General features: G+C 68.2%; 18 protein-coding genes. 6 read left to right on the forward strand and 12 right to left on the reverse strand.

What is annotated here, in order from left to right; all coding sequences use genetic code 11:
- Window positions 1-441, reverse strand: a complete 441-nt coding sequence (locus tag C1931_RS11280; RefSeq protein WP_108756408.1) for an AraC family transcriptional regulator — start codon at window positions 439-441, stop codon at window positions 1-3.
- Between the two features lie 78 nt (window positions 442-519).
- Complete coding sequence (locus tag C1931_RS11285) at window positions 520-852, reverse strand: hypothetical protein (protein ID WP_108756409.1); 333 nt, start codon at window positions 850-852, stop codon at window positions 520-522.
- A 104-nt stretch (window positions 853-956) separates the two neighbouring features.
- On the opposite strand from C1931_RS11285, the gene C1931_RS11290 reads away from it, so the two are divergent.
- Together C1931_RS11290 and C1931_RS11295 are read left to right on the forward strand one after the other, a co-directional pair.
- Window positions 957-3,974 (forward strand): sensor histidine kinase, encoded by a 3,018-nt coding sequence (locus tag C1931_RS11290; protein ID WP_108756410.1) that lies wholly within the window; start codon window positions 957-959, stop codon window positions 3,972-3,974.
- Window positions 3,967-4,617 (forward strand): response regulator transcription factor, encoded by a 651-nt coding sequence (locus tag C1931_RS11295; RefSeq protein WP_108756411.1) that lies wholly within the window; start codon window positions 3,967-3,969, stop codon window positions 4,615-4,617. Before C1931_RS11290 ends, C1931_RS11295 begins: the two co-directional genes overlap by 8 nt.
- Before the next feature lie 103 nt (window positions 4,618-4,720).
- Here the strand turns inward: C1931_RS11295 and C1931_RS11300 are convergent, their stop codons facing one another.
- Window positions 4,721-6,178: an amidohydrolase family protein gene (locus C1931_RS11300; protein ID WP_108756412.1), complete on the reverse strand. Its 1,458-nt coding sequence runs from the start codon at window positions 6,176-6,178 to the stop codon at window positions 4,721-4,723.
- A 46-nt stretch (window positions 6,179-6,224) separates the two neighbouring features.
- Complete coding sequence (locus C1931_RS11305; protein ID WP_108756413.1) at window positions 6,225-6,920, reverse strand: ankyrin repeat domain-containing protein; 696 nt, start codon at window positions 6,918-6,920, stop codon at window positions 6,225-6,227.
- Window positions 6,921-7,027: 107 nt separating this feature from the next.
- Between C1931_RS11305 and C1931_RS11310 the strand changes: the two genes are divergently transcribed.
- Window positions 7,028-7,909, forward strand: coding sequence for a LysR substrate-binding domain-containing protein (locus tag C1931_RS11310; RefSeq protein WP_108756414.1), 882 nt, complete (start codon window positions 7,028-7,030; stop codon window positions 7,907-7,909).
- Window positions 7,910-8,524: 615 nt separating this feature from the next.
- On the opposite strand, the gene C1931_RS11315 is transcribed toward C1931_RS11310, so the two are convergent.
- The gene (locus tag C1931_RS11315; protein WP_108756415.1) at window positions 8,525-9,685 is read right to left on the reverse strand and encodes an amidohydrolase family protein; all 1,161 of its coding nucleotides are present in this window, start codon (window positions 9,683-9,685) and stop codon (window positions 8,525-8,527) included.
- Between the two features lie 171 nt (window positions 9,686-9,856).
- Between C1931_RS11315 and C1931_RS11320 the strand changes: the two genes are divergently transcribed.
- Together C1931_RS11320 and C1931_RS11325 are read left to right on the forward strand one after the other, a co-directional pair.
- Window positions 9,857-10,498: a hypothetical protein gene (locus C1931_RS11320; protein WP_108756416.1), complete on the forward strand. Its 642-nt coding sequence runs from the start codon at window positions 9,857-9,859 to the stop codon at window positions 10,496-10,498.
- A gap of 74 nt (window positions 10,499-10,572) precedes the next feature.
- Window positions 10,573-11,184 carry a GNAT family protein gene (locus tag C1931_RS11325; protein ID WP_108756417.1) on the forward strand — a complete coding sequence of 204 codons (612 nt, stop codon included), beginning with the start codon at window positions 10,573-10,575 and terminating at the stop codon, window positions 11,182-11,184.
- On the opposite strand, the gene C1931_RS11330 is transcribed toward C1931_RS11325, so the two are convergent.
- Together C1931_RS11330 and C1931_RS11335 are read right to left on the reverse strand one after the other, a co-directional pair.
- Window positions 11,181-11,957, reverse strand: coding sequence for a CDP-diacylglycerol diphosphatase (locus C1931_RS11330; RefSeq protein WP_108756418.1), 777 nt, complete (start codon window positions 11,955-11,957; stop codon window positions 11,181-11,183). The two genes, C1931_RS11325 and C1931_RS11330, sit on opposite strands and share 4 nt — an antisense overlap.
- Window positions 11,958-12,007: 50 nt before the next feature.
- A complete protein-coding gene (locus C1931_RS11335) occupies window positions 12,008-12,655 on the reverse strand; it encodes a decarboxylase (RefSeq protein WP_234412653.1) in 648 nt (215 codons plus the stop codon).
- Window positions 12,656-12,786: 131 nt separating this feature from the next.
- Between C1931_RS11335 and C1931_RS11340 the strand changes: the two genes are divergently transcribed.
- Window positions 12,787-13,083 (forward strand): I78 family peptidase inhibitor, encoded by a 297-nt coding sequence (locus C1931_RS11340; protein ID WP_108753333.1) that lies wholly within the window; start codon window positions 12,787-12,789, stop codon window positions 13,081-13,083.
- A gap of 87 nt (window positions 13,084-13,170) precedes the next feature.
- Here the strand turns inward: C1931_RS11340 and C1931_RS11345 are convergent, their stop codons facing one another.
- From C1931_RS11345 to lldP, 5 genes are all read right to left on the reverse strand, one after another.
- On the reverse strand, window positions 13,171-14,058 hold the full coding sequence (locus C1931_RS11345; protein WP_108757740.1) for a hypothetical protein: 888 nt from the start codon (window positions 14,056-14,058) through the stop codon (window positions 13,171-13,173).
- A gap of 340 nt (window positions 14,059-14,398) precedes the next feature.
- Window positions 14,399-16,102, reverse strand: a complete 1,704-nt coding sequence (gene dld / locus C1931_RS11350) for a D-lactate dehydrogenase (protein WP_108756419.1) — start codon at window positions 16,100-16,102, stop codon at window positions 14,399-14,401.
- Window positions 16,099-17,238 carry an FMN-dependent L-lactate dehydrogenase LldD gene (lldD, locus tag C1931_RS11355; RefSeq protein ID WP_108756420.1) on the reverse strand — a complete coding sequence of 380 codons (1,140 nt, stop codon included), beginning with the start codon at window positions 17,236-17,238 and terminating at the stop codon, window positions 16,099-16,101. The genes dld and lldD overlap by 4 nt, the downstream gene beginning before the upstream one ends.
- Window positions 17,239-17,256: 18 nt before the next feature.
- Window positions 17,257-18,021 (reverse strand): transcriptional regulator LldR, encoded by a 765-nt coding sequence (lldR, locus tag C1931_RS11360; RefSeq protein WP_108756421.1) that lies wholly within the window; start codon window positions 18,019-18,021, stop codon window positions 17,257-17,259.
- A gap of 53 nt (window positions 18,022-18,074) precedes the next feature.
- Entirely contained in the window at window positions 18,075-19,733 is a 1,659-nt protein-coding gene (lldP, locus tag C1931_RS11365) for an L-lactate permease (RefSeq protein WP_108756422.1), read from the reverse strand.
- Between the last annotated feature and the right edge of the window lie 219 nt (window positions 19,734-19,952).

The raw sequence follows: 19,952 nt of genomic DNA on the forward strand, positions 1-19,952 counted from the left end.
TCAGACTCCAGGGGTGGTTGAAGGCGGGGGCGTCAGGCGGCCGCAGGCGCGCTCGGTAGGCAGCCGCAGCGCGGCATCACCGGCCAGGTACTGGCCCGGGCTGCAGCCGGTCTCGGCGCGGAAACTGCGCACGAAATGACTCTGGTCGAAGAAGCCCAGGTGTTGGGCCAGGTGGGACATGGAACCGGTGCTGTCGGGCAGCAGTTGCCGGGCCCGTTCAATACGCCGGCGGCGCACATAGCGCAGTGGGCTGGCACCGGTACCGGTGCGGAACAGGCGCACCAGATGGAAGCGGCTGACGCAGGCCACTTCGGCCAGCTCGGTCACCCGCAGCGGCTGTGACAGGTGTTCATCGATGTAGCGCAGGGCGCGCTGCAGGGCGGCCGACTGGTTCGGCGCAAGCGCGTCTGCCGCGAACGCAGGCGGGGTTTGCAGGGCCATGCGAATGCACCGCGACGGGGGCCTTCATGGTGCGCTGCGGTCGTGCCGCGCCCTACCCCCGACGGTCCAGCGCGCCACTCACCCTTTTGGGGGAGGCCCGCGTTCCAGAACACGCCGTCCGAACTGCCGTGCATCCACTGAATAGGCTCCGGGGCCCAGCAGGAACAGCGCCACCGGCAGTACCAGCAGCGGCCACGGCGCGGCCTGCAGCCACAGCCCGAGCAGCGCCATCGGCACCGCCAGCGGCGTCAGCCAACCCAGCAGCAACAGCGCCTGTGTACCCACGCAGACCAGCCAGACCCCACTGCCGGGCGCCTGCGGTGGCCACAGCGCCGCCGCCAGGCAGAGGCGCAGCCACAGCAGGCCGATCCCCGGCGCGCGGTCGGGGAACATCACAAACAAGCGTTGCATCGGTGGCCTCCCTGCTCCATGCGGATGTGATAGCGCACCCACACGCTGGGCGCCTGCCCCGTTCGGGTCACCCCGGGCTGCCCCGCACCTGCCAGAATGACGGCATGCGCGCCCTCCCCCGCTCTTTCCTGCAGTGCCTGCAGGGGCTGATCTGCTGCCTGTCGCTGGCGTTGCCGGCAATGGCGCTGGCCGTGCAGCAGCCGCCGGTCAGCACCGGCATGCCCGGCTACCAGCACACGGCCTGGCGCGTAGGCCAGGGCGCACCGGGCGATATCTGGGATATCGCCCAGGACCGCGACGGCCTGCTGTGGCTGGCCACCGGCTCGGGTCTCTACCGCTTCGATGGCCGCCGTTTCGAGCGCCAGGCGCCACCGGCGGGCCAGCGCTTCCCCTCGACCAACATGGTCACCCTGGCGCGCGACGCGCAGCAGGGCCTGTGGATCGGTTATTTCCAGGCGGGCATCAGCCACAGCCAGCCCGGGCGGCTGGACAACTACGGCCGCGCCCAGGGTATTCCCGTGGGCGTGGTGCCGCGCTTCGAGCACGATCGCAATGGCCGGCTGTGGGCCGCAGTGAACGGCGGCCTGCGCTGGTTCGACGGGCAGCGCTGGCAGGCCGATGCCAGCACCGGCCTGCCCGACCGCCGCGTGCAGTGGGTGTTCCAGGACAGCCACGGCACGTTGTGGGTCTTGGCCGACCTGCAGGTCTGGTCGCGCCCGGCCGGTGCCTCACGCTTCACCTCGACCGGCATCGCCGTCTCCCAGATGTCCACCCTGGCCGAGAGCCCGCGTGGCGAAGTGTGGCTGGCCGACCGCAACCGCGGCACCCTGCCGCTGGCCGACCGCGACGGTCTGCTGCCGGCCAGCGAGCGCGAGGCGCGACGCCTGCCCGGCCTGCTCGCATCGCGCATGCAGTTCACCGCCAATGGCGACCTGTGGGCGACCTTCAGCCCGCACGGTGGCGTGGCCCGGGTCAGCTTCGACGGCGACACCGCCACCGGCATCGAGCGCTTCGATACCGCCGAAGGTTTGACCGCCACGTCGGCGGTACCGGTGGTGCTCGATCGCGAAGGCAATATCTGGGTGGGCACCAACCTGGGTTTGAACCGCTTCCGCGCACGCAGCGTGCAGACCCTGACCGTCGGACCGACCGATCCGTACCGCTCGCTGGTGCGCGCCGACGATGGCCGCGTGTACGGCTATGGCGAAGACCTGCAGCCCTACGATCTGCGCCGGCAGCTGCTGGACCGCAGCGCAAAAGAGCTGCAGGCGGCCGCGCGCCGGGATGCGCGCCCGATGTGGCAGTTCGACTGGGTGAACCTGGCCCGCACCGAAGCCGGGAAGACCACGCGCATTCCGCTGCCGGCGCCGTTCACCGGCCAGCCCAGCCACGCCCTGCTGTTCCCTGACAACGACAATGCATGGGTCTGTGCCGGCGAACAGGCCGTGCTGCATTACCAGGCCGGGCACTGGCTGCGCGAACCGCGCCTGCCCGAGCGTGCCTGCTCCAGCCTGGCCCAGGGCAGCGATGGCAGCCTGCTGCTGGGATATGCCGATGGGCGCGTGCGCCGCCTGGACAGCAACGGCGTAGCCACCTACGGCAGCGCGCAGGGGCTGGACGTGGGGCCGATCACCGCCCTGCTGCAGCACCGTGACCTGCTGCTGGTTGCCGGTGAGTCGGGCCTGTCGGTACGGATCGGCGACGGCCGGTTCATGAGCGTGCGCACCGATCTGGCCGGCGTGCTGGAGGGCATCACCGGCATCGTGGTCGATGGCCGCGGCCGGGTCTGGTTGAACGGCAGCCGCGGCCTGGTACGCCTGCAGGAAACCACCCTGCGCAGCGCGCTGCTGCAGGGCACGCCGCTGAGCCCGCGCCTGTTCGATGCGGTGGATGGGATGCCGGGCATCGCCCTGCAGAGTGGCCCCATTCCCACCGCGGTGCTGGCCGCCGACGGCCTGCTGTGGCTGGCCACCAACCAAGGGCTGGCCTGGCTGGACACCACCCAGAACCATATCGACACCCAGGCACCCGGCGTGCGTATCGGCGATGTGCTGTACGGCGATACGCACCAGCCGCTGACCGAAGGCCTGCACCTGCCGGCCGGCACCACCCAGCTGCAGATCGACTTCGTGGCGTTGTCACTGGCACGGCCCGAACGCAACCGCTATCGCTACCGCCTGTCCGGGGTGGATGACAGCTGGCAGGATGCCGGCAGCAGCACCCGTGCCTATTACACCAACCTGGCCGCCGGCAGCTACCGCTTCGAAGTGGAAGCGGCCAACGAGGACGGCGTCTGGAGCCAGGAGCCGGCCAGCCGCAGCTTCCGCATCGCCCCCACGTTCGTGCAGACGGTGTGGTTCAAGCTGCTGTGCGCGCTGGCGGTGCTGCTGGTGCTGGCCATGGCCGTGCGCGTGCGCAGTGGCCAGCTGGCCGCGCTGTTCCGCGCCCGCCTGCAGGAACGCCACGGCGAGCGCGAACGCATTGCCCGCGACCTGCACGACACCCTGCTGCAGGGCAGCCAGGGGCTGATCCTGCGCCTGCATGCCATCAGCCAATCCGAACGCACCCCGGAACCGGTGCGCGCGCAGCTTGAATCGGCCATGCAACTGGCCGAGCGCAACCTGGCCGAGGGCCGCGAACGGGTGAACGCGCTGCGCGATGGCCCGTTCAGTGGGCGCGACCTGGCCACGGCGCTGGCCGATGTGCACGCCGAGTACGCCGGCGAAGGCACCAATCCGCTGCGCCTGACCGTGGAAGGCACCCCGCCGCCCCTGCAGACCGACGCCGCCGAGGAAGTGTTCCTGATCGGCCGCGAGGCCATCCGCAACGCCTTGCGCCATGCCCAGGCCAGCGCCATCGAAGTGGAGCTGTCCTACGGCCCACGCAGCTTCCTGCTGCACGTGCGCGACGATGGCATCGGCATTGCCGACCCTGGCGCCAGCCACGGCCACTGGGGCCTGCAGGGCATGCGCGAGCGTGCACAGCGGCTGGGCGCCGAACTGCAGCTGTGGACCCGCCCTGGCCTGGGCACCGAAGTCGCGCTGGCCGTGCCCGGCCGCCGCCTGTACCAACGACGCGCGCCACGTTGGCGCTGGCCCTGGAGCCGCCCCACCCATGACTGATTCCCTTGCCCCCATCGGCGTACTGGTGGTCGATGACCACCCCCTGCTGCGCGATGGCCTGGCCGCCCTGCTGGGCACGCATGCCGACCTTCGCCTGCTGGGCGAAGCCGCAGACGGCGAGGAAGCCGTTGCCCGCTACCAGCAGCTGCAGCCGGACGTGGTGCTGATGGACCTGCAGATGCCACGCCTGGATGGCGTGGAAGCCATCGTGCGTATCCGCGCGCTCGATCCGCGCGCGCGCATCATCGTGCTGACCACCTACCGCGGCGACGTGCGTGCGGTGCGCGCACTGCAGGCCGGCGCCAGTGCCTATCTGCTGAAAGACATGCTGCGCCACGAGCTGGTGGATACCATCCGCACCGTCGCCGACGGCCGCCGCGCGGCCATTCCGGCCGAAGTGGCCGCCAGCATCGCCGCGCACGTGGTGGAAGACCGCCTGTCGCCGCGGGAAACCGAAGTACTGCGTCACGTGGCCAGCGGCCTGTCCAACAAGCGCATCGGCGAGCGCATGCAGATCTCCGAGCAGACCGTGAAAGCGCACATGAAGAGCCTGATGGACAAGCTGGGGGTGGGTGACCGCACCCACGCGGTCACCCAGGCCCTGCGCCGCGGCATCATCAGCCTGGACGACGGCAACCCGTAACGTCGAGCTTGCTCGACGGCCTCTGCCTCACCGTAGCGTCGAGCTTGCTCGACGGCTTTGCGCTCAGTCGAGCAAGCTCGACTCTACGTTCATGGCGTTCCGCTCAGTCGGGCTTGCTCGACTGCGCATTCCACGCGGCCACCTTGGCGCGGGTATCGGCCAGCATCTTGTCCAGCGCGGCGCGGTCATACACATCCCCGCGCAGGATCACGCTGTCGATCTTCTGCGTTGCCGCGATGTCCTGCAGCGGGTTGGCGGTCAACAGCACCAGATCGGCAGCCTTGCCCGCGGCCACGCCACCGTATCGATCCATCTGCCCGAACCACGCCGGGCCGGAACGGGTAGCCGCCGACAGCGCCTGCGGTGCGCTCAGCCCTTCCTTTACGAACAACTGCAGCTCCTGGTGCAGGGCGATGCCGGGGAAGTTGTACGAATTGAGGAAGCCCGCGTCGGTGCCGGCAATGATCGTCACCCCCGCTTCCTGCAGCATCGGCAGCACCGCGGCCACCTGCTGGTACTGCGCATGGCGTGCTTCGATCTGCGCCGGGGTGGCCTTGGCCGCACGCTCCACGCGCCAGGTGTAGGTCGCGCGCAGACCGGGGCCGATGTAGGCCAGGTAGGGATCATTGGCATGGTCATCCTGGTCCAGGAAGTCCAGGATGCGCCCGCCGTTGAGGGTCGGGGTCACGAATACACCGCGCTTGGCAAAGTCGCGATAGGCGTGCATTGCGGTATCGCGGTCAAAGCTGGCATCCAGGCGGCGGTTGGCCTCGGCGCGATCGATGCGGCCCGCACCGAAATCGGCAGCGATCTGCGCCTCATCCTTGCTGCCGGCCTTGAAGGCGTAATCCAGGTGCTCGATGGACGCCAATCCGGCATCCACCGCCTGCTCCACCGTCAGCGCCATCGGAATATGGCCGGATGCCTTCAGACCGGCGTTGCGCGCGGCGGTGGCCGAGTACAGGAACAAGTCCGGCTTCAGCGTGCTGTCGGTGATCTTCACGAAATCGACCTTGTCGTGCTGCAGCCGCGTGATTGCCTGATCGACCTGCGCCTTGTCACCGACTTCGATAGTGCCCTTCCACACCGGCTTGATGCCCTCGATCTTCGCCCCTGAACTGAGCAGGCGCGGCCCGAACAGGGTGCCGTCGGCAATCTGCCCGCGCCACTGCAGCACCTGTTCCGGCAGATCGCCCGAACAATCACGAATGGTGGTGATGCCGTGGGCGATGTACAGCGGCAGCAGCGCCTTGTTTTCCTCCACCAGCGCCGGGCCGCCGCCGAAGTGCACGTGCATGTCCCACAGGCCCGGGATGAGGTACTTGCCGGCGGCATCGATCTGGCGGCTGGCGCTCCATTGGCTGCGCAGCTGCGCGTCGGGGCCCACCGCCACGATGTCATCACCACGGATCACCACGCTCTGCCCGGGCAGGCTGCGCGCGTGCTCGACATCGACCACGGTGGCATTGCGGATCAGCAAATCAGCACGTTCGGCCGCAGACGCCGACAGCGGCGCGACAGCAACAAGGATCGCAAGGGACAAGGGGCGGGAACGGAGCATGGATGGCATCCTGGCAGGCACGCGCACGTGCGGGGTGGAAGGGGTATCAATGGGTCGCGCCGTGCTGGCGCAGCAGGGTTTCGATCGCGGTGTAGCCGCGCTGGCGGGCATGCGCCAACGGCGTTACGCCATCGCCGTCCGCCAGATGCGGATCGGCGCCGGCCTCCAGCAGCAACTGCACGATCTGCACGTGGCGTGGGCCGCCATCGCCGAGCAGGATGGCCTCCAGCAGCGCGGTCCAGTGCAGGCGATTGACGTGGTCCACGGCCACCCCGGCGCGCAGCAGCATGCGCACCGTGGGCACGTGGCCGCGCTCGGCGGCGGGAATCAGGGCCGTGCCGCCATAGCGGTTGGTACTGCGCAGATCGGCACCGTGGGCCAGGGTCAGCGCGAGGATCTCATCCAGCCCGCGCGCGCCGGCGTACAGGTAGGCGCTGTCCTGCATCGCATCCTTGGCGTTGACGTCGGCACCGGCGTCGATCAGCACACGTGCTGCCTCCAGCCGGTTGCCGTGGGTGGCCAGCAGCAGGGCCGTACGGCCCTGCGCGTCGCGCGCTTCCAGCTGGGCACCGCCCTCCAGCGCCACCCGTACGGCCGCGGCGTCACCGCGGGCGGCGGCTTCGCGCAGGCGCACATCGGCCGCGCCGGTGCTGGCCGAGCAGGCAGTCGGCAGCACCGCCAGCAGGCACAGCAGCAACAGGCGCCCCAGCGTGGGACAGCGGCGGCAACGATGGATGCGCATCTGCGTTTCTCCTCTGCGGCGGGGCCGGTGCGGCGCTGCGGCCCGCTTGCCGCACCCTTTCCTGCATGGTAGAAGTCGCAGCAATCATCCAGAAGTGAAATGTTCAAATGGCTGACAGTGCCAAATCGATTAGAACCTTGTTCGAACTGGACTTGCTGCGGGCCCTGGTGATGGTGGCGGACTGCGGCAGTTTCACCACCGCTGCCACCCGTCTGCACTCCACCCAGTCCACCGTCAGCCAGAAGGTACGGCGGCTGGAGGAGCTGGCTGGACACCGCCTGCTGGAACGCGGCCACCGCGATGTGCACCCCACCGACGCCGGCCACACCCTGCTGGGTTACGCACGGCGTATGCTTGATCTGAACGAGGAGCTGGCCCAGGCACTGGCCGGTGCCACGGTGGAAACTGCGGTACGCATCGGCGTGCCCGAAGATTTCGTCAACCCGCAGACCACCCGCATGCTGGCCGCCTTCAGCCGTCGCCACCCGCAGGTGAAGCTGGAAATCAGCAGCGGCCTGAGCCGCGACTTGGCCCATGGTTTCGACCATGGCGAGCTGGATCTGGTGCTGGTGAAGCAGCGCCGCAACACCCGCCAGGCGGTGCACTGCCGGCGCGAGCCGATGCACTGGATCGACAGTGTGCGCAGCAGCAGCCTGCAGCACGATCCGCTGCCGCTGGTCACCTTCCCGCCGCGCGGGCTGTACCGCGACGAGATGATCCAGGCGGTGGAGGCACTGGGGCTGCGCTGGCGCATTGCGTTCACCAGTTCCTCGCTCAGCGGCATCCAGGGCGCGGTGGCCGATGGCATCGGCATCAGCCTGCTGCCGCGCCGCGCGGTGGGCCGCGAGCATCGCATCATCGATGGCGAACGAAGCCTGCCGGTGATCGACAACTACGAGCTGGGGTTGCTGCACCGCCCCGACGCAGACGAAGCCGTACGCGCACTGGCCGCCGAACTCTGGCGCCAGGTGCAGCGCGAAGCGGAGTAGTTCTTTGTTTGCAGGGCTGCGCCCTGCACCTGCCCATTCAACGTCAACGTCAACGTCAAAAGCTGGGTTCCTGGGGGATGGCGGGGCGGTGTGGGTGGGCAGGACACGCCGCAAGTACGTCCGTGTAGGCTCGTAGGCGCCATCCATGGCGCCTGCGGTCCTGCCCACCCACACCACCCCGCCTTCGACAGTTTCCTGCGATCTGACGGAACGGCACGGGGTCGGATCCCGTTGCTGCGCAACGGGCTCTGACCCCCGATTGAAATTGATATCCAACACATGCATCCACGCATGGCGTGGATCTACCAACAATTGTTTCGATAACCGACAGTAGATCCACGCCATGCGTGGATGAATCTCAACCGAAATGGAAAATTTCGAATCGAATTCGAAATGCATCCACGCACGGCGTGGATCGCGCGGGAATCTGTCGGAGGTGGGGCGGTGTCGGAGTGCGGGGTGTCAGCCGCATGGATGCGGCTGCCAAGCCTACAGGGACGTACTTGCGGCGTCCCCGCACTCCGACACCGCCCCGCCACCCCATGCAATGCAGCTGTTGCTGTTGCTCTGGCCGTTGCCGTTGCATCGAGCGGGTGCAGGGCGCAGCTCTGCCAACTACAACCACCGCCCCTGCACGACCACGCGCCGTTCGACCGGTACGCCCGCCACCGCCGCCGGGCCGTGGTCCGCGCGCACTGCCACGAACGTCGCCGGCAGCCCTTCGCCAATGCCGTACTGCGGCAATCCGATCACCTGTGCGGCATGGGTGGTCACCATGTCCAGCGCCAGATCCAGATCCGCATCGGTGTAGAACCCCGAGCGGTAACCCAGCAGCATCGCCCGCTGCAGCAGATCACCATTGCCGTAGGGCCACCAGCAATCGCGGATGTTGTCGTTGCCGGCAAACACCCGTACCCCGGCATCATGCAGCGCACGCAACGGCGGGAACGGGTGGTCGCCCGGTGCATTGCTCATGATCGCCACGCCCGCGCGGGCCAGCGCCTCGCCCACCTGCAGCGCACGCGCCAGCGGCACTTCGCCCAGCGCATAGGCATGGCTGACCGCCACCCGGCCCTGCAGGCCAGCGGCCTGGGTGCGCGCGGCAATCCGCAGCAACTGCGCCAGTCCAGTTTCGCCCGGCTCATGCAGATGGATGTCCAGGCGCACGGCGTGGCGCTCGGCCAAGCCGAACAACAGGGCAAGCTGTGCTTCCGCATCACCGTCCAGCGTGGTCGGATCGATGCCGCCCAACACCTGCACGCCAGCGTCCAGGGCCTGCCGCAGCACCTCGGCGGTGCCCGGGCAGGACATCACCCCGGCCTGCGGGAACGCCACCAGCTGGATCTGCATGATGTCCGCGCAGCGCTCGGCCGCTTCGCGTACCGCCTGCAGATGCTGCAGGCCGGTACTGCCATCAATGTCCACATGGCAGCGCATGGCCACGGTGCCGAAGGCACTGCATTGGCGGATCAGCGCCTCGGCACGCTCGACCATGGGCGCGGCCGCGGCGACGGCGGCCTTTTCCACGGCCAGGCGCTCGCGCAGGCTGGCTACCGGCTGGTGCGGGTGCCAGCGGTCACCGACGAAGCTCTTGTCCAGATGAATATGGCCATCGACCAGCCCCGGCAAAAGGGTGAAACCGGCCAGATTGACGCTTTCCGCCCCCTCTGCCGCGCCGCCCGCTGCGTTGATCGCCTGCAGCTGGCCGTCACGGATGTGGAAGTGCAGCGGCGCCCCGTGGCGGTCGACGCCACCATGAACGAACTGAAGGGTCATGGGTTACTCCACAGGCCAGACAAGGGGCCCATCGTGCGCCCACTCGCTGCCATCGGCAAACGAAATATGGCAATGCCACACATTCACCAAAGCGATGCGTCCGTCTCGTCGCCACGCTGCACACACCCCTGAACAGGTAACATAGCGCTCTGTTCCCGCTGTAGATGCCGCATGGGCCCGTCCGACCGCCACGATCGTCTTCGCCGCTGGCAGGCCGCGTCCCTGTTGGCCGCCGCTCCGATCGCCAGCCTGTCCGCCAGCGATGCCGCGGCCACCACCCCGCCGCCCGCGCCCCCCGGCCAGCAGCGCATCGCCGCCGCCGTGCTGGTGGAACGCCTGCACCAGCGGGTGCTCAGTGGCCAGAGCGCCACCGCCACCTTGGAAAGCTGGTGTGCCGAGCACGGCTTGGCCGAGCAGGCGCGGGTGCGTGCGGTACGCGTGCGTGGCCAGGACAAGGCTGCCCCGGCCGATGTGCTGCTCGCGCTGGGTGCAACCGATGGCAGCGCCGTGCACTACCGTCGCGTGCAGCTCGTCTGCGGCAGCCGTGTGCTGTCCGAGGCCGACAACTGGTACCTGCCTGCCCGCCTGAGCGCGGCGATGAACCAGGTGCTGGACAGCACCGACGAGCCCTTCGGCCGCGTGGTCGGGCCGCTCGGGTTCCAGCGCCAGACCCTGGCCGACCAGACGTTCTGGCCGCCACGTGGCGAAGGCAATCAGGGCGTGATCCTGGAAGTACGTGCACTCCTGCGCGACCGCGAGCAGCAGCCTTTCAGCTATGTGATCGAATCCTACGGCGTCGCTGCGTTGCCCTAGCGTACTGGACGCCTGCAGGCGTTTTGCAACGTATTCGATGGTTTCTGCCGGGCCGGCAGGTCACCGTCGAATGCATGTGTACCGAACCCCTTCCCTCTCCCATTCCCGCACTGCACCCGGTCCTGCGCCGGCACCTGCTGCACCTGGCCCACGGCGGCGTGATCGTGCGCCCGCTGCACCGCAATGACCTGAACGAGTGGCTGGGTCTGTGCGTGACACGCCGCGCGCAGCACGGCTTCAGCTGCCGCCCGGACGCCGACGTACAACTGCTGATCGGCGTGCAGCGCTCACGCCTGCAGTTCGACAACGATCAACTGCTGCTGGGCGTGTTCGACGCCAGCAGCCGTCGCCTGGTGGATCAACTGGGCGTACGCCTGCAGTCCACCCAGGCGCGCAGCGCCGAACTGCACCCGTTCTGCCAGGGCCCGTGGCGTGGTGCCGAACGCCTGAGCGACACGCTGCACGCGCTGTGCCCGTTCCTGTTCGAACAGGTGGGCCTGCACCGCCTGTACGTCCTGCTGCCGGCACGGACCCCAACGGCCATCGCATCGGCATGGACCGAAGCGGGCTTCGCCCACGAGGGCGTGCTGCGCGGCCAGCACTACGACGGCCAGCAGTGGCAGGATCGCCACCTGCACGCGCTGACCGCGCCGGAATGGCGCCGCCGCCAGGGCGAGTTGGGCTAGCGCACCCGCTCCAGCGCCTGGCCGGCGCCGGTCAGTACCGAACACGCATGGTCCTGCAGTTCCTCGGCGCTGGCGTCGTTGCCGCTGGCCGGATCCAGTCGGGTCGCCAGCAGCACGAAACCGGGCGTACCCTGCACGTTCTGCCGGCCCGCCACCAGCAGGCTCCACTGGCCGACATCGCCCACGCCGCTCAGCTCATGGGCCAGCAGGTTCAGCGGATTGGCGGTCAGTTCGGCACCGGGCAGCAGGCGCGCCTGGTACTGGTGGCCGCGCAAGGGCACAGGCAGCGACGCCCAGCGGGTTTCCAGCGCAGCGGCATGCGCGTCCAGCGCCTGCAGTACATCGGCGCGCAGGCAGTCCACATGGATATGCAGCTGGTGCTGCGAACGTCCGTGCGGCGAATTCAGCGCCAGGCTGGCCACTTCACGCGGCAGGGCCTGGCCCAGTGCCCGTTCGCTGTGTACGCGGGCCCGCCAGGCCGCAGCGAAATAGTTGGGCACACCGCGCCGGTACAGCACCGGGCTTTCAATGCCGCTCACCTTGTCCAGCGGCATCAGCAGGTACTGGTAATCGCCGTGGGTATCCTTCACCAGCACGTCGCGCCGGTCGGCGGCGGTTTCCACCTGCAGGCAGCTTCCCTGCGGGCCCCGCTCGCTCAGGCAGTCACGCTGGATGACCCGCCACAGCGCATCTGAGTGGGCGGGCGGCGGCGGCGTGCTGGCACAGCCAGCCACGCAGGCAAGGTACAACAGCAGCAACGAACGGGTGAACACGGCGGGTTCCGTACAGGCGGGCCGCCATTCTACCGGCTGCCGGCAACGCCTCAGTAGGTGCCGAACGGCACTTCGACCTGCAGCGGCGTACCGGCAGGCAGCAACTGCAGCGTGTAACGGTCCAGCGCGCCTTCCTCATCGGCCTGCGGCAGACGCTGGAACTTCAGTTGGTACTGCGCCTGGCCCCAGCGCACGGTCGTGCCCGCAGCATCCACCGCGGCACCTTCGGGCAGCAGCAGGCCGCCCAGATCGCTGTACGCGCCAGGCACATCGGCGAAGCGGTAGTCGATCAGCTCGTCCACCCGCTGCATGGCATACACATGCGGCACATACGGTCGCGCGGCGCTGTGCAGATTGCTCAGATCGGCCACCCATACGGCAGGCAGGTGGTACTGCTCGCGCAGTGCATTGACCCCCAGCGATGGACTGGCCACCTGCAGGCAGCACACCGTGCGCCGGCCCTCGCGGTCCAGGATCGCGAACCGGTCGCCGCGGGTGGCCGCCTGCGGCAGCATGGCAAAGGCGAGGTTGCGCTGCGCCGGCTCGTAGCCGGTTTCGGTCTGCAGATTGCGCCAGGCACCGAATGGGGTGCCATCGGCCGCCGGGGCCGGGTCGACCTGCGCGTGGGCGAGCACTGCCGTGCACAGGCACAGCACGCCTGCCAGGATCTGCGCCGGGTGGAACCTGCCTGCCTTCATCTGCGATCACACGCCTGTCGATACACCGGCCACTATGCAGCGTGGCGCCGCCAGCGGCAATGATCGCATCGCTCCCGGCCGCACGGCGGCGGTGCTATGGTGCAGCCAATCCCCTGCGCAGGAGCGCCCGCATGACCGCCATCCGCCTGTCCCTGCTGCTGCCCGCCTCGGCCCTGCTGCTGTCGGCCTGTGTCAGCACGCCCGGCCCGCAGGTAAGCGGCAGCGGCCAATGCAACGCCAGCGCACTGGGCTGGGCCGTCGGGCAGCCGGCCGACGAAGCCAACATGCGCCGCCTGTCACGCGAGAGCGGCGCCGGCCTGGTCAACCCGATCGGGCCGAACACGATCACCACCAAGGACATCCGCCCCGACCGCCTGCGCGTGTACGTGGACAAGGACAACATCATTACCGCCGCCCGCTGCGAATGACCCCGCGCGTGCCCCACGGCCCGCACCCCGGCATGTCGTAGAGTCGAGCTTGCTCGACTGCCTTCGTTCAGTCGAGCAAGCTCGACTCTACCGATCCGTGTAACCCGAACAATCGGGCAATGCCTGGTCCGGCTGGTATGCACCACCCCTGAAGTGGAACATGCGCGCATAGGTGCACGCCGGGACCTGCTCGGTCCGCAGGTCCTTCCTGGTCAGTGGCGCCCTGGCCAATGAATCTTCGTTTCGCGAAACACCGGCCGGAAAACGCGTGGCCACGGTCTGGTAACGCAGCACCGGCATGCCCGTGGCAGCGGCATCCAGCGAAAGCCGTGCCGTGAATCCGTAGGTGTCATGGCACGCCCCGGCGCGCCGCTTCACGTCCTGCTCGCCGAAGCAGGCCCGGATCTCCGCCTCGCCCGTCCACGCCAGGCCCAGCACCGCATCGTCGATCTGGATGCCGTCGTCCAGGTGCCGCACGCGCGCCAACTGCAGGCGCGACGCCTCGGCACCGCCGCCGGAATACATCGTGCTGACCTTGCTGATGCCGCCCACCAGCACATTCTGCCGCGCACGCTGCTGCGGATCGGCTACCGTCTGGTCGGCGCCCACGCCCGGCGCCAGCCGCACGATCCACGGCCATACGGACAGTTCGCCGTCGGGCGGGAGATCGATGCTCACGTGGTAGGCGTGCGGCTCACGCTCGCCCGCCACTTTCTCCAGCACTTCCAGCATGCTCGGCCGCTCGCCGTCCGCAGCGGCCGGCTGCACGCGCACGCACCAAAAGCCATCGCGGGTGCATTCATACAGACCCGAGGGTCCGCCGCGCTCATCCACGCGCAGCACCTGGCCCAAGGGCTCCATCACATTGCCAGCGGCATCGCGCTGCTGCGGAAGAATCGATCCCTGCGCCAGCGCCAGTACCGGGCTGGCCAGCAACAGCGCGGCCAATGCCGCGTGTGACATCGGGGTGTGCATCATCGCTCCTGCGCATCCGCGCATCCATGCCGAACCCGCATGATAGTAGAGTCGAGCTTGCTCGACTGCTCCGGCTCCGGCATTTCGTAGCGTCGAGCTTGCTCGACTGCTCTGGCTCCGGCATTTGTAGAGTCGAGCTTGCTCGACTGCTCTGGCTCCGGCATTTGTAGAGTCGAGCTTGCTCGACTGCCTTCGTTCAGTCGAGCAAGCTCGACTCTACCAAAGCAGTGCAATCCCGCCCCAAGCAAGGCAGTGCAATTCCACCCCAGCAAAGCAGTTCAATCCCACCCCAGCAACGCGGTGCAATCGCACGCCGCCGAAGCGGCGCAATCCCCCGAACCTATGCGCTGCAATCACACCCGCCCCACCCCTTCGCTTTCGAGGTATGGCCGATGCCGGGGTTGAACGTGTTGCTCGGATCCAGCGACCGATAGAACGCCGCCAGCGCCGGCTTGGCCGGATACAGATGGCCCACGTTGTGCTCGGCCGGATACTCCGCACCGCGTTGGTCCAGCAGTGCCCACATCGCATGTTCGATCGCCATCGGGTCTTCGCCCTTGCGCGCGATGTAGTCCTGGTGGAACACGTGGCACAGGAAGTGGCCGTAGTAGAGCTTGTGCAGCAGCCGTCCGTCGATATCTGCCGGCAGGGTTTCGAACCATTCGGCGTCATCCCGGCGCAGCGCGATATCCAGCGCCACGATGTCCTGCACCTGCGCGCGATGCACTTCGCGGTAGCGCACCGCGGCACCGGCCACCGCGAACCGGTGCAGGAACGCCTTGCGCCCTTCTTCGGCCGTGCAGCGGAAGAAACCGCCCTCATGGTTGGCGAAACACTCGCGCAGCCATCGCTCGGTCTCGGCCGCATCCTGCGCGGAGACCTTCAACAGCAGATGATGCTCAAAGCGCTGGCGGAACTCGCCCATGCGCGGCGGCAGGTGCGAAGGCAGCAGCGTGGTCAACGTCTGCATTACCCGGTCGGTCACGCCGCGCAGCCCGATCCGCTCGAACCAGCCATCCACCCGGCTTTTCAAGGCGAAGGCCGCTGGCACGCGCGCGGTGCCCAGCCGGTCGATCAGCAGGAAGGTGTCCTTGCCGTAGCGCTCGCCGATGTCATAGGCATCACGGTGGATGTATTCCCCCGCGATCGGCAGCCGCTCGAAGCCGGTCAGCAGCTGGCGGCGGATGGCGGTGAGCGTGGCGGTGTGGTTGCTGCCGATGTAGAACACTTCGGCCGCTTCTTTCTCGAACGTGTCCAGGCGCACGGCGAACACCGCCAGCTTGCCGGCAGAGCCGGCGGCCTCGAAATGGCGGCCAGGGTCGGCATTGAAGCGTGCCGGGGTATCGGCATCGACCTGGCGCACGTCGTCGCTGTAGCGCTGGTCGGACGCGGCGCGCCCATCGCCATCGCCCACGTCGGCCGCACTGTACTGCCCGTCCTGCAGGCGCTGCAGGATCTGCTCGGGGGTATCGCCCAGGGCGATGCCCAGGTGGTTGACCAGTTGCAGCCGGCCCTGCGCATCGACCTGTGCATACAGCGCCAGCTCGGTGTAGGCCGGACCACGGCGCACCAGGGCGCCGCCGGAGTTGTTGCAGACCCCGCCCAGCACCGAGGCACCAATGCAGGACGAACCGATCACCGAATGCGGTTCGCGCCCCAGCGGCGCCAGCGTCTGCTCAAGGCGGTCCAGGGTGGCACCGGGCAGGCACAGTACCTGGCGGCCTTCGTTCAACAGCTGGATGCCGGTCAGCCGCAGTGTGCTGACCAGCACGATCGGGCGCCCATAGTCATCGCCATCCGGGGTCGAGCCGCCGGTCAGGCCGGTGTTGGCCGCCTGCAGGATGATCGCCGCGCCGCCCTGCACCGCGGCCTGCAGCACGTGCCACAGTTCCAGCAGCGTACCGGGGCGCACCACCGCCAGCACCGGGCCTTCACCGAAACGGTAGCCGCGGCGGAAACGGCGGGTGGCCTTGTCGCCGGTCAGTACATGGCGGCGGCCGACCGCCTGGCGCAGCTGCTGCAGCACCGCGTCATCGCCGCTCACGGCAGGCTCACCAGTGAATCGCGGCCGATATCGGCAATGCGGCGCGCGCCGGTCAACGTCATCGCCACCCGCATTTCCTTGGCGATCAGGTCCAGCAGGTTGGCTACGCCGGCCTCGCCCTGGGCCGCCAGAGCGTAGACGAAGGCGCGCCCCAGCAACACCGTGTCGGCGCCAAGCGCCAGCATGCGCACCACGTCCAGGCCATTGCGGACGCCCGAGTCAGCCAGGATCTTCAGATCGCCCTGCACCGCATCGGCAATGGCCGGCAGCGCCCGCGCGGTGGACAGCACACCATCGAGCTGGCGGCCGCCGTGGTTGGAGACCACGATGCCATCGGCGCCGAACTTCACTGCATCCCGCGCATCGTCCGGGTCGAGGATGCCCTTGATCACCATCGGCCCCTTCCAGAACTCGCGGATCCATTCCAGGTCCTTCCAGGAAATGGACGGATCGAAGTTGCTGCCCAGCCAGCCGATGTAGTCCGCCAGGCCGGTCGGATGGCCGCGGTAGGCGGAAATATTGCCCAGATCGTGCGGGCGGCCGAACAGGCCCACATCCCACGCCCAACGCGGATGAGTCATGGCCTGGCCGATGCGACGCAGCGGCGCATTGGGGCCGCTCATGCCCGAGTGCGCGTCACGATAGCGCGCGCCGGGCACCGGCATGTCCACGGTGAACACCAGGGTGGTCACGCCGGCGGCCTGCGCCCGCTCCAGCGCATTGCGCATGAAACCACGGTCGCGCAGCACGTACAGCTGGAACCACATCGGGCGCTGGATGGCCGGTGCCACTTCCTCGATCGGGCACACCGACACCGTGGACAGGGTGAACGGAATGCCGCGACTGTCCGCGGCCCGTGCCGCCTGCACTTCGCCACGACGTGCGTACATGCCGGTCAGGCCCACCGGCGCCAGCGCCACCGGCATCGCCAGTTTCTCGCCGAAAAGCTCCGTTTCCAGGCTCAGGTCGGACATGTTGCGCAGGATGCGCTGGCGCAGCGCGATGTCGGACAGATCGGAAACGTTGCGCTTCAGCGTGTGCTCGGCATACGCGCCGCCATCGATGTAATGGAACAGGAACGGCGGCAGCCGGCGTTGCGCTGCGGCACGGTAATCGGTGGAGGCGGAAATGATCATGGGGTCAACCGGAAGTAGTCAGCCGTGCGGGGACGGCAGGCGCGAGGCCCGTGCACGCCGGGCTTCGTTGTCATCGAGCGTGCGCAGCGTGGTGTGCACGAATTCAAGGTGGGCATGCGCGGCCGCGCGCGCACGCTCGGGGTCGCCGGCCAGCACCGCATCCATCATTTCCCGATGCTGGTCGGACAGCGGCGAGAAGGTGCGGGCCGAGGTGTACAGCTTCTCGCGGCTCTGCGAGATGTTGGTCTGCAGCAGTTCGAACAGGCCACGCATCACCTGCAGCAGCACCAGGTTGTGCGACGCCTCGGCAATGGACAGATGGAACGCGGCGTCGGCCTGCGCTTCGCCGGCGGGGTCATCCTTGCCGTGCGCGTCCATCATGGTCTGGAACGCGGCGGCGATGCGCGTGCGGTCCTCATCGGTCGCACGCAATGCGGCGTGCCAGGCCGTGGCGCCCTCCAGTGCATGGCGGATTTCCAGCACGTCGAAGCGGTATTCCGGGTCGCCCTGGAACAGCGGCAGGTACGGCGCCAGCGGTTCATCCAGCGTCTGCCGGGCGCGTGCTGCCGGTGCGGCCACGAAGGTGCCGCCACCCACACGGGCAGTCAGCAGGCCTTGGCTGGCCAGCTGTGCAATGGCCTCGCGCAACGCCGTGCGCGATACGCCCAGCTGCACCGCCAGGGCGCGTTCGGCCGGCAGCCGGTCGCCCGGCTGCAGCTGCTGTTCCTGCACCAGCGCGCGCAGCTGCGCGGCCACCTTGTCCGAAACCCGTTGCATGCTCATGGCGCCATTGTCACCCGAACCGCACGAGGCTGGAGAAGCAGAGCGGCCATGGCTCAGGGAATCATCCAAGTCAGCCAGTAGGCCTGGGCCAGGGTGATCAGGCCGACCATCGTGGTGAAGATCAGGCTGTGCTTGACGGTGAAGCGGAACAGGTCCGATTCCTTGCCGGCCAGGCCCACCGCCGCACAGGCAATGGCAATGGACTGCGGGGAAATCATCTTGCCGGTCACACCGCCAGTGGTGTTGGCCGCCACCAGCAGCACATCGGACACGCCGATCTGCTGCGCCGTGGTCGCCTGCAAGGCAGAGAACAGCGCGTTCGAAGAGGTATCCGAACCGGTCAGGAACACGCCCAGCCAGCCCAGGAACGGCGAGAAGAACGGGAACGCATCACCGGTGTGGGCAAGCGCCAGCGCCAGGGTGGCCGACAGCCCGGAGTAGTTGGCGATGAAGGCAAAGGCCAGCACCATGCCGATGGAATAGATCGGCACGCGCAGCTCGCGCACGGTTTCGCCGAAGGTCTGCAGCGCGGCCTTGGCCGGCATGCGCAGGGCGATGATGGCGATCACCGCGGCCAGGATGATGGCGGTGCCGGTGGCCGAGAACCAGTCAAACTTGTAGACCGCTTCGTAGCTGAGCGGCGCCGGCACGATCGGCGGCATCTTCTGCACCATCTGGTCCAGACCCGGCACCGGAATCTTCAATACCCAGCCTTGCAGCGCACCGCCGGCGGCGAACAACGCCTTGAACGGCTTGATGCTCCACAGCGTGACCATTGCGGTGAGGATCAGGAACGGCGACCACGCCTTGGCAATCTGGCCCACGCTATGGCGCGGTGCCTCCAGCGCCTGCGCCGCGGCCTGGGCACTGGTTTCGGTATCGAAACGGAAGATGCGCACCGGCTTCCAGCGGCGCAGGAACAGGGTCAGGCAGACCAGCGAGGCCAGCGAGGCGGTGATGTCCGGCAGCTCCGGGCCGATGAAGTTGGAGGTCAGGTACTGGGCGATGGCGAAGGAACCACCGGCCACCAGCACCGCCGGCCAGGTTTCCTTGATGCCGCGCCAGCCATCCATGATCGCCATGATCCAGAACAGCACGATGATGGTCAGGAACGGCAGCTGGCGGCCGGCCATCTGGCCGATCTCGAACGCGTCCAGGCCGGTCACCTGCCCGGCGACGATGATCGGAATGCCCATGGCACCGAACGCCACCGGTGCGGTGTTGACGATCAGGCACAGGCCGGCCGCATACAGCGGCTTGAAGCCCAGGCCGACCAGCAGCGCGGCGGTAATCGCCACGGGCGCGCCGAACCCAGCGGCGCCTTCCAGGAAGGCACCGAAGGCGAAGCCCACCATCAGCATCTGCAGGCGCTGGTCTTCGGTAACCGACAGGATCGAGGCGCGGATGATGTCGAACTGCCCGGTCTTGACCGAAACCTTGTACAGGAACACTGCGCCGATGATGATCCAGGCGATCGGCCACAGCCCGTAGACGAAGCCATAGCCGGCCGCGCCCAGCGCCTGCGCCAGCGGCATGCGGTAGAACAGCAGGGCCACGCCGAGCGCGATGGCCACGGTGATCGTGCCGGCCAGCCAGCCCTTCATGCGCAGCACGGCCAGGGCGACGAAGAAGAAGGCGATCGGCAGCAGCGCGATCAGGCTGGACAACCACAGGTTGCCGGCGGGGTCGTACAGGTGTTGCCAGGGCTGCATGAAGAATCTCGGCGTTGACGGGAAACCCACCGCAGTGGGGCGGTCCGTGGCGCGCGAATATTGGTCGTACCATTACCCGCAACAAATGCACCACTGATGGCGGATTGAACCGCTATTCCCGCAGGACGCCTATTAGACCATAGCGTTAGTTCTGGTTTATTGGTAGGACCATTCGGCGGAAAGGGTCAGAGCGCTCGCGGGGATCTGACCCTGGGCGCG

It is taken from the genome of Stenotrophomonas sp. YAU14A_MKIMI4_1 (assembly GCF_003086855.1).
GTDB lineage: Bacteria > Pseudomonadota > Gammaproteobacteria > Xanthomonadales > Xanthomonadaceae > Stenotrophomonas.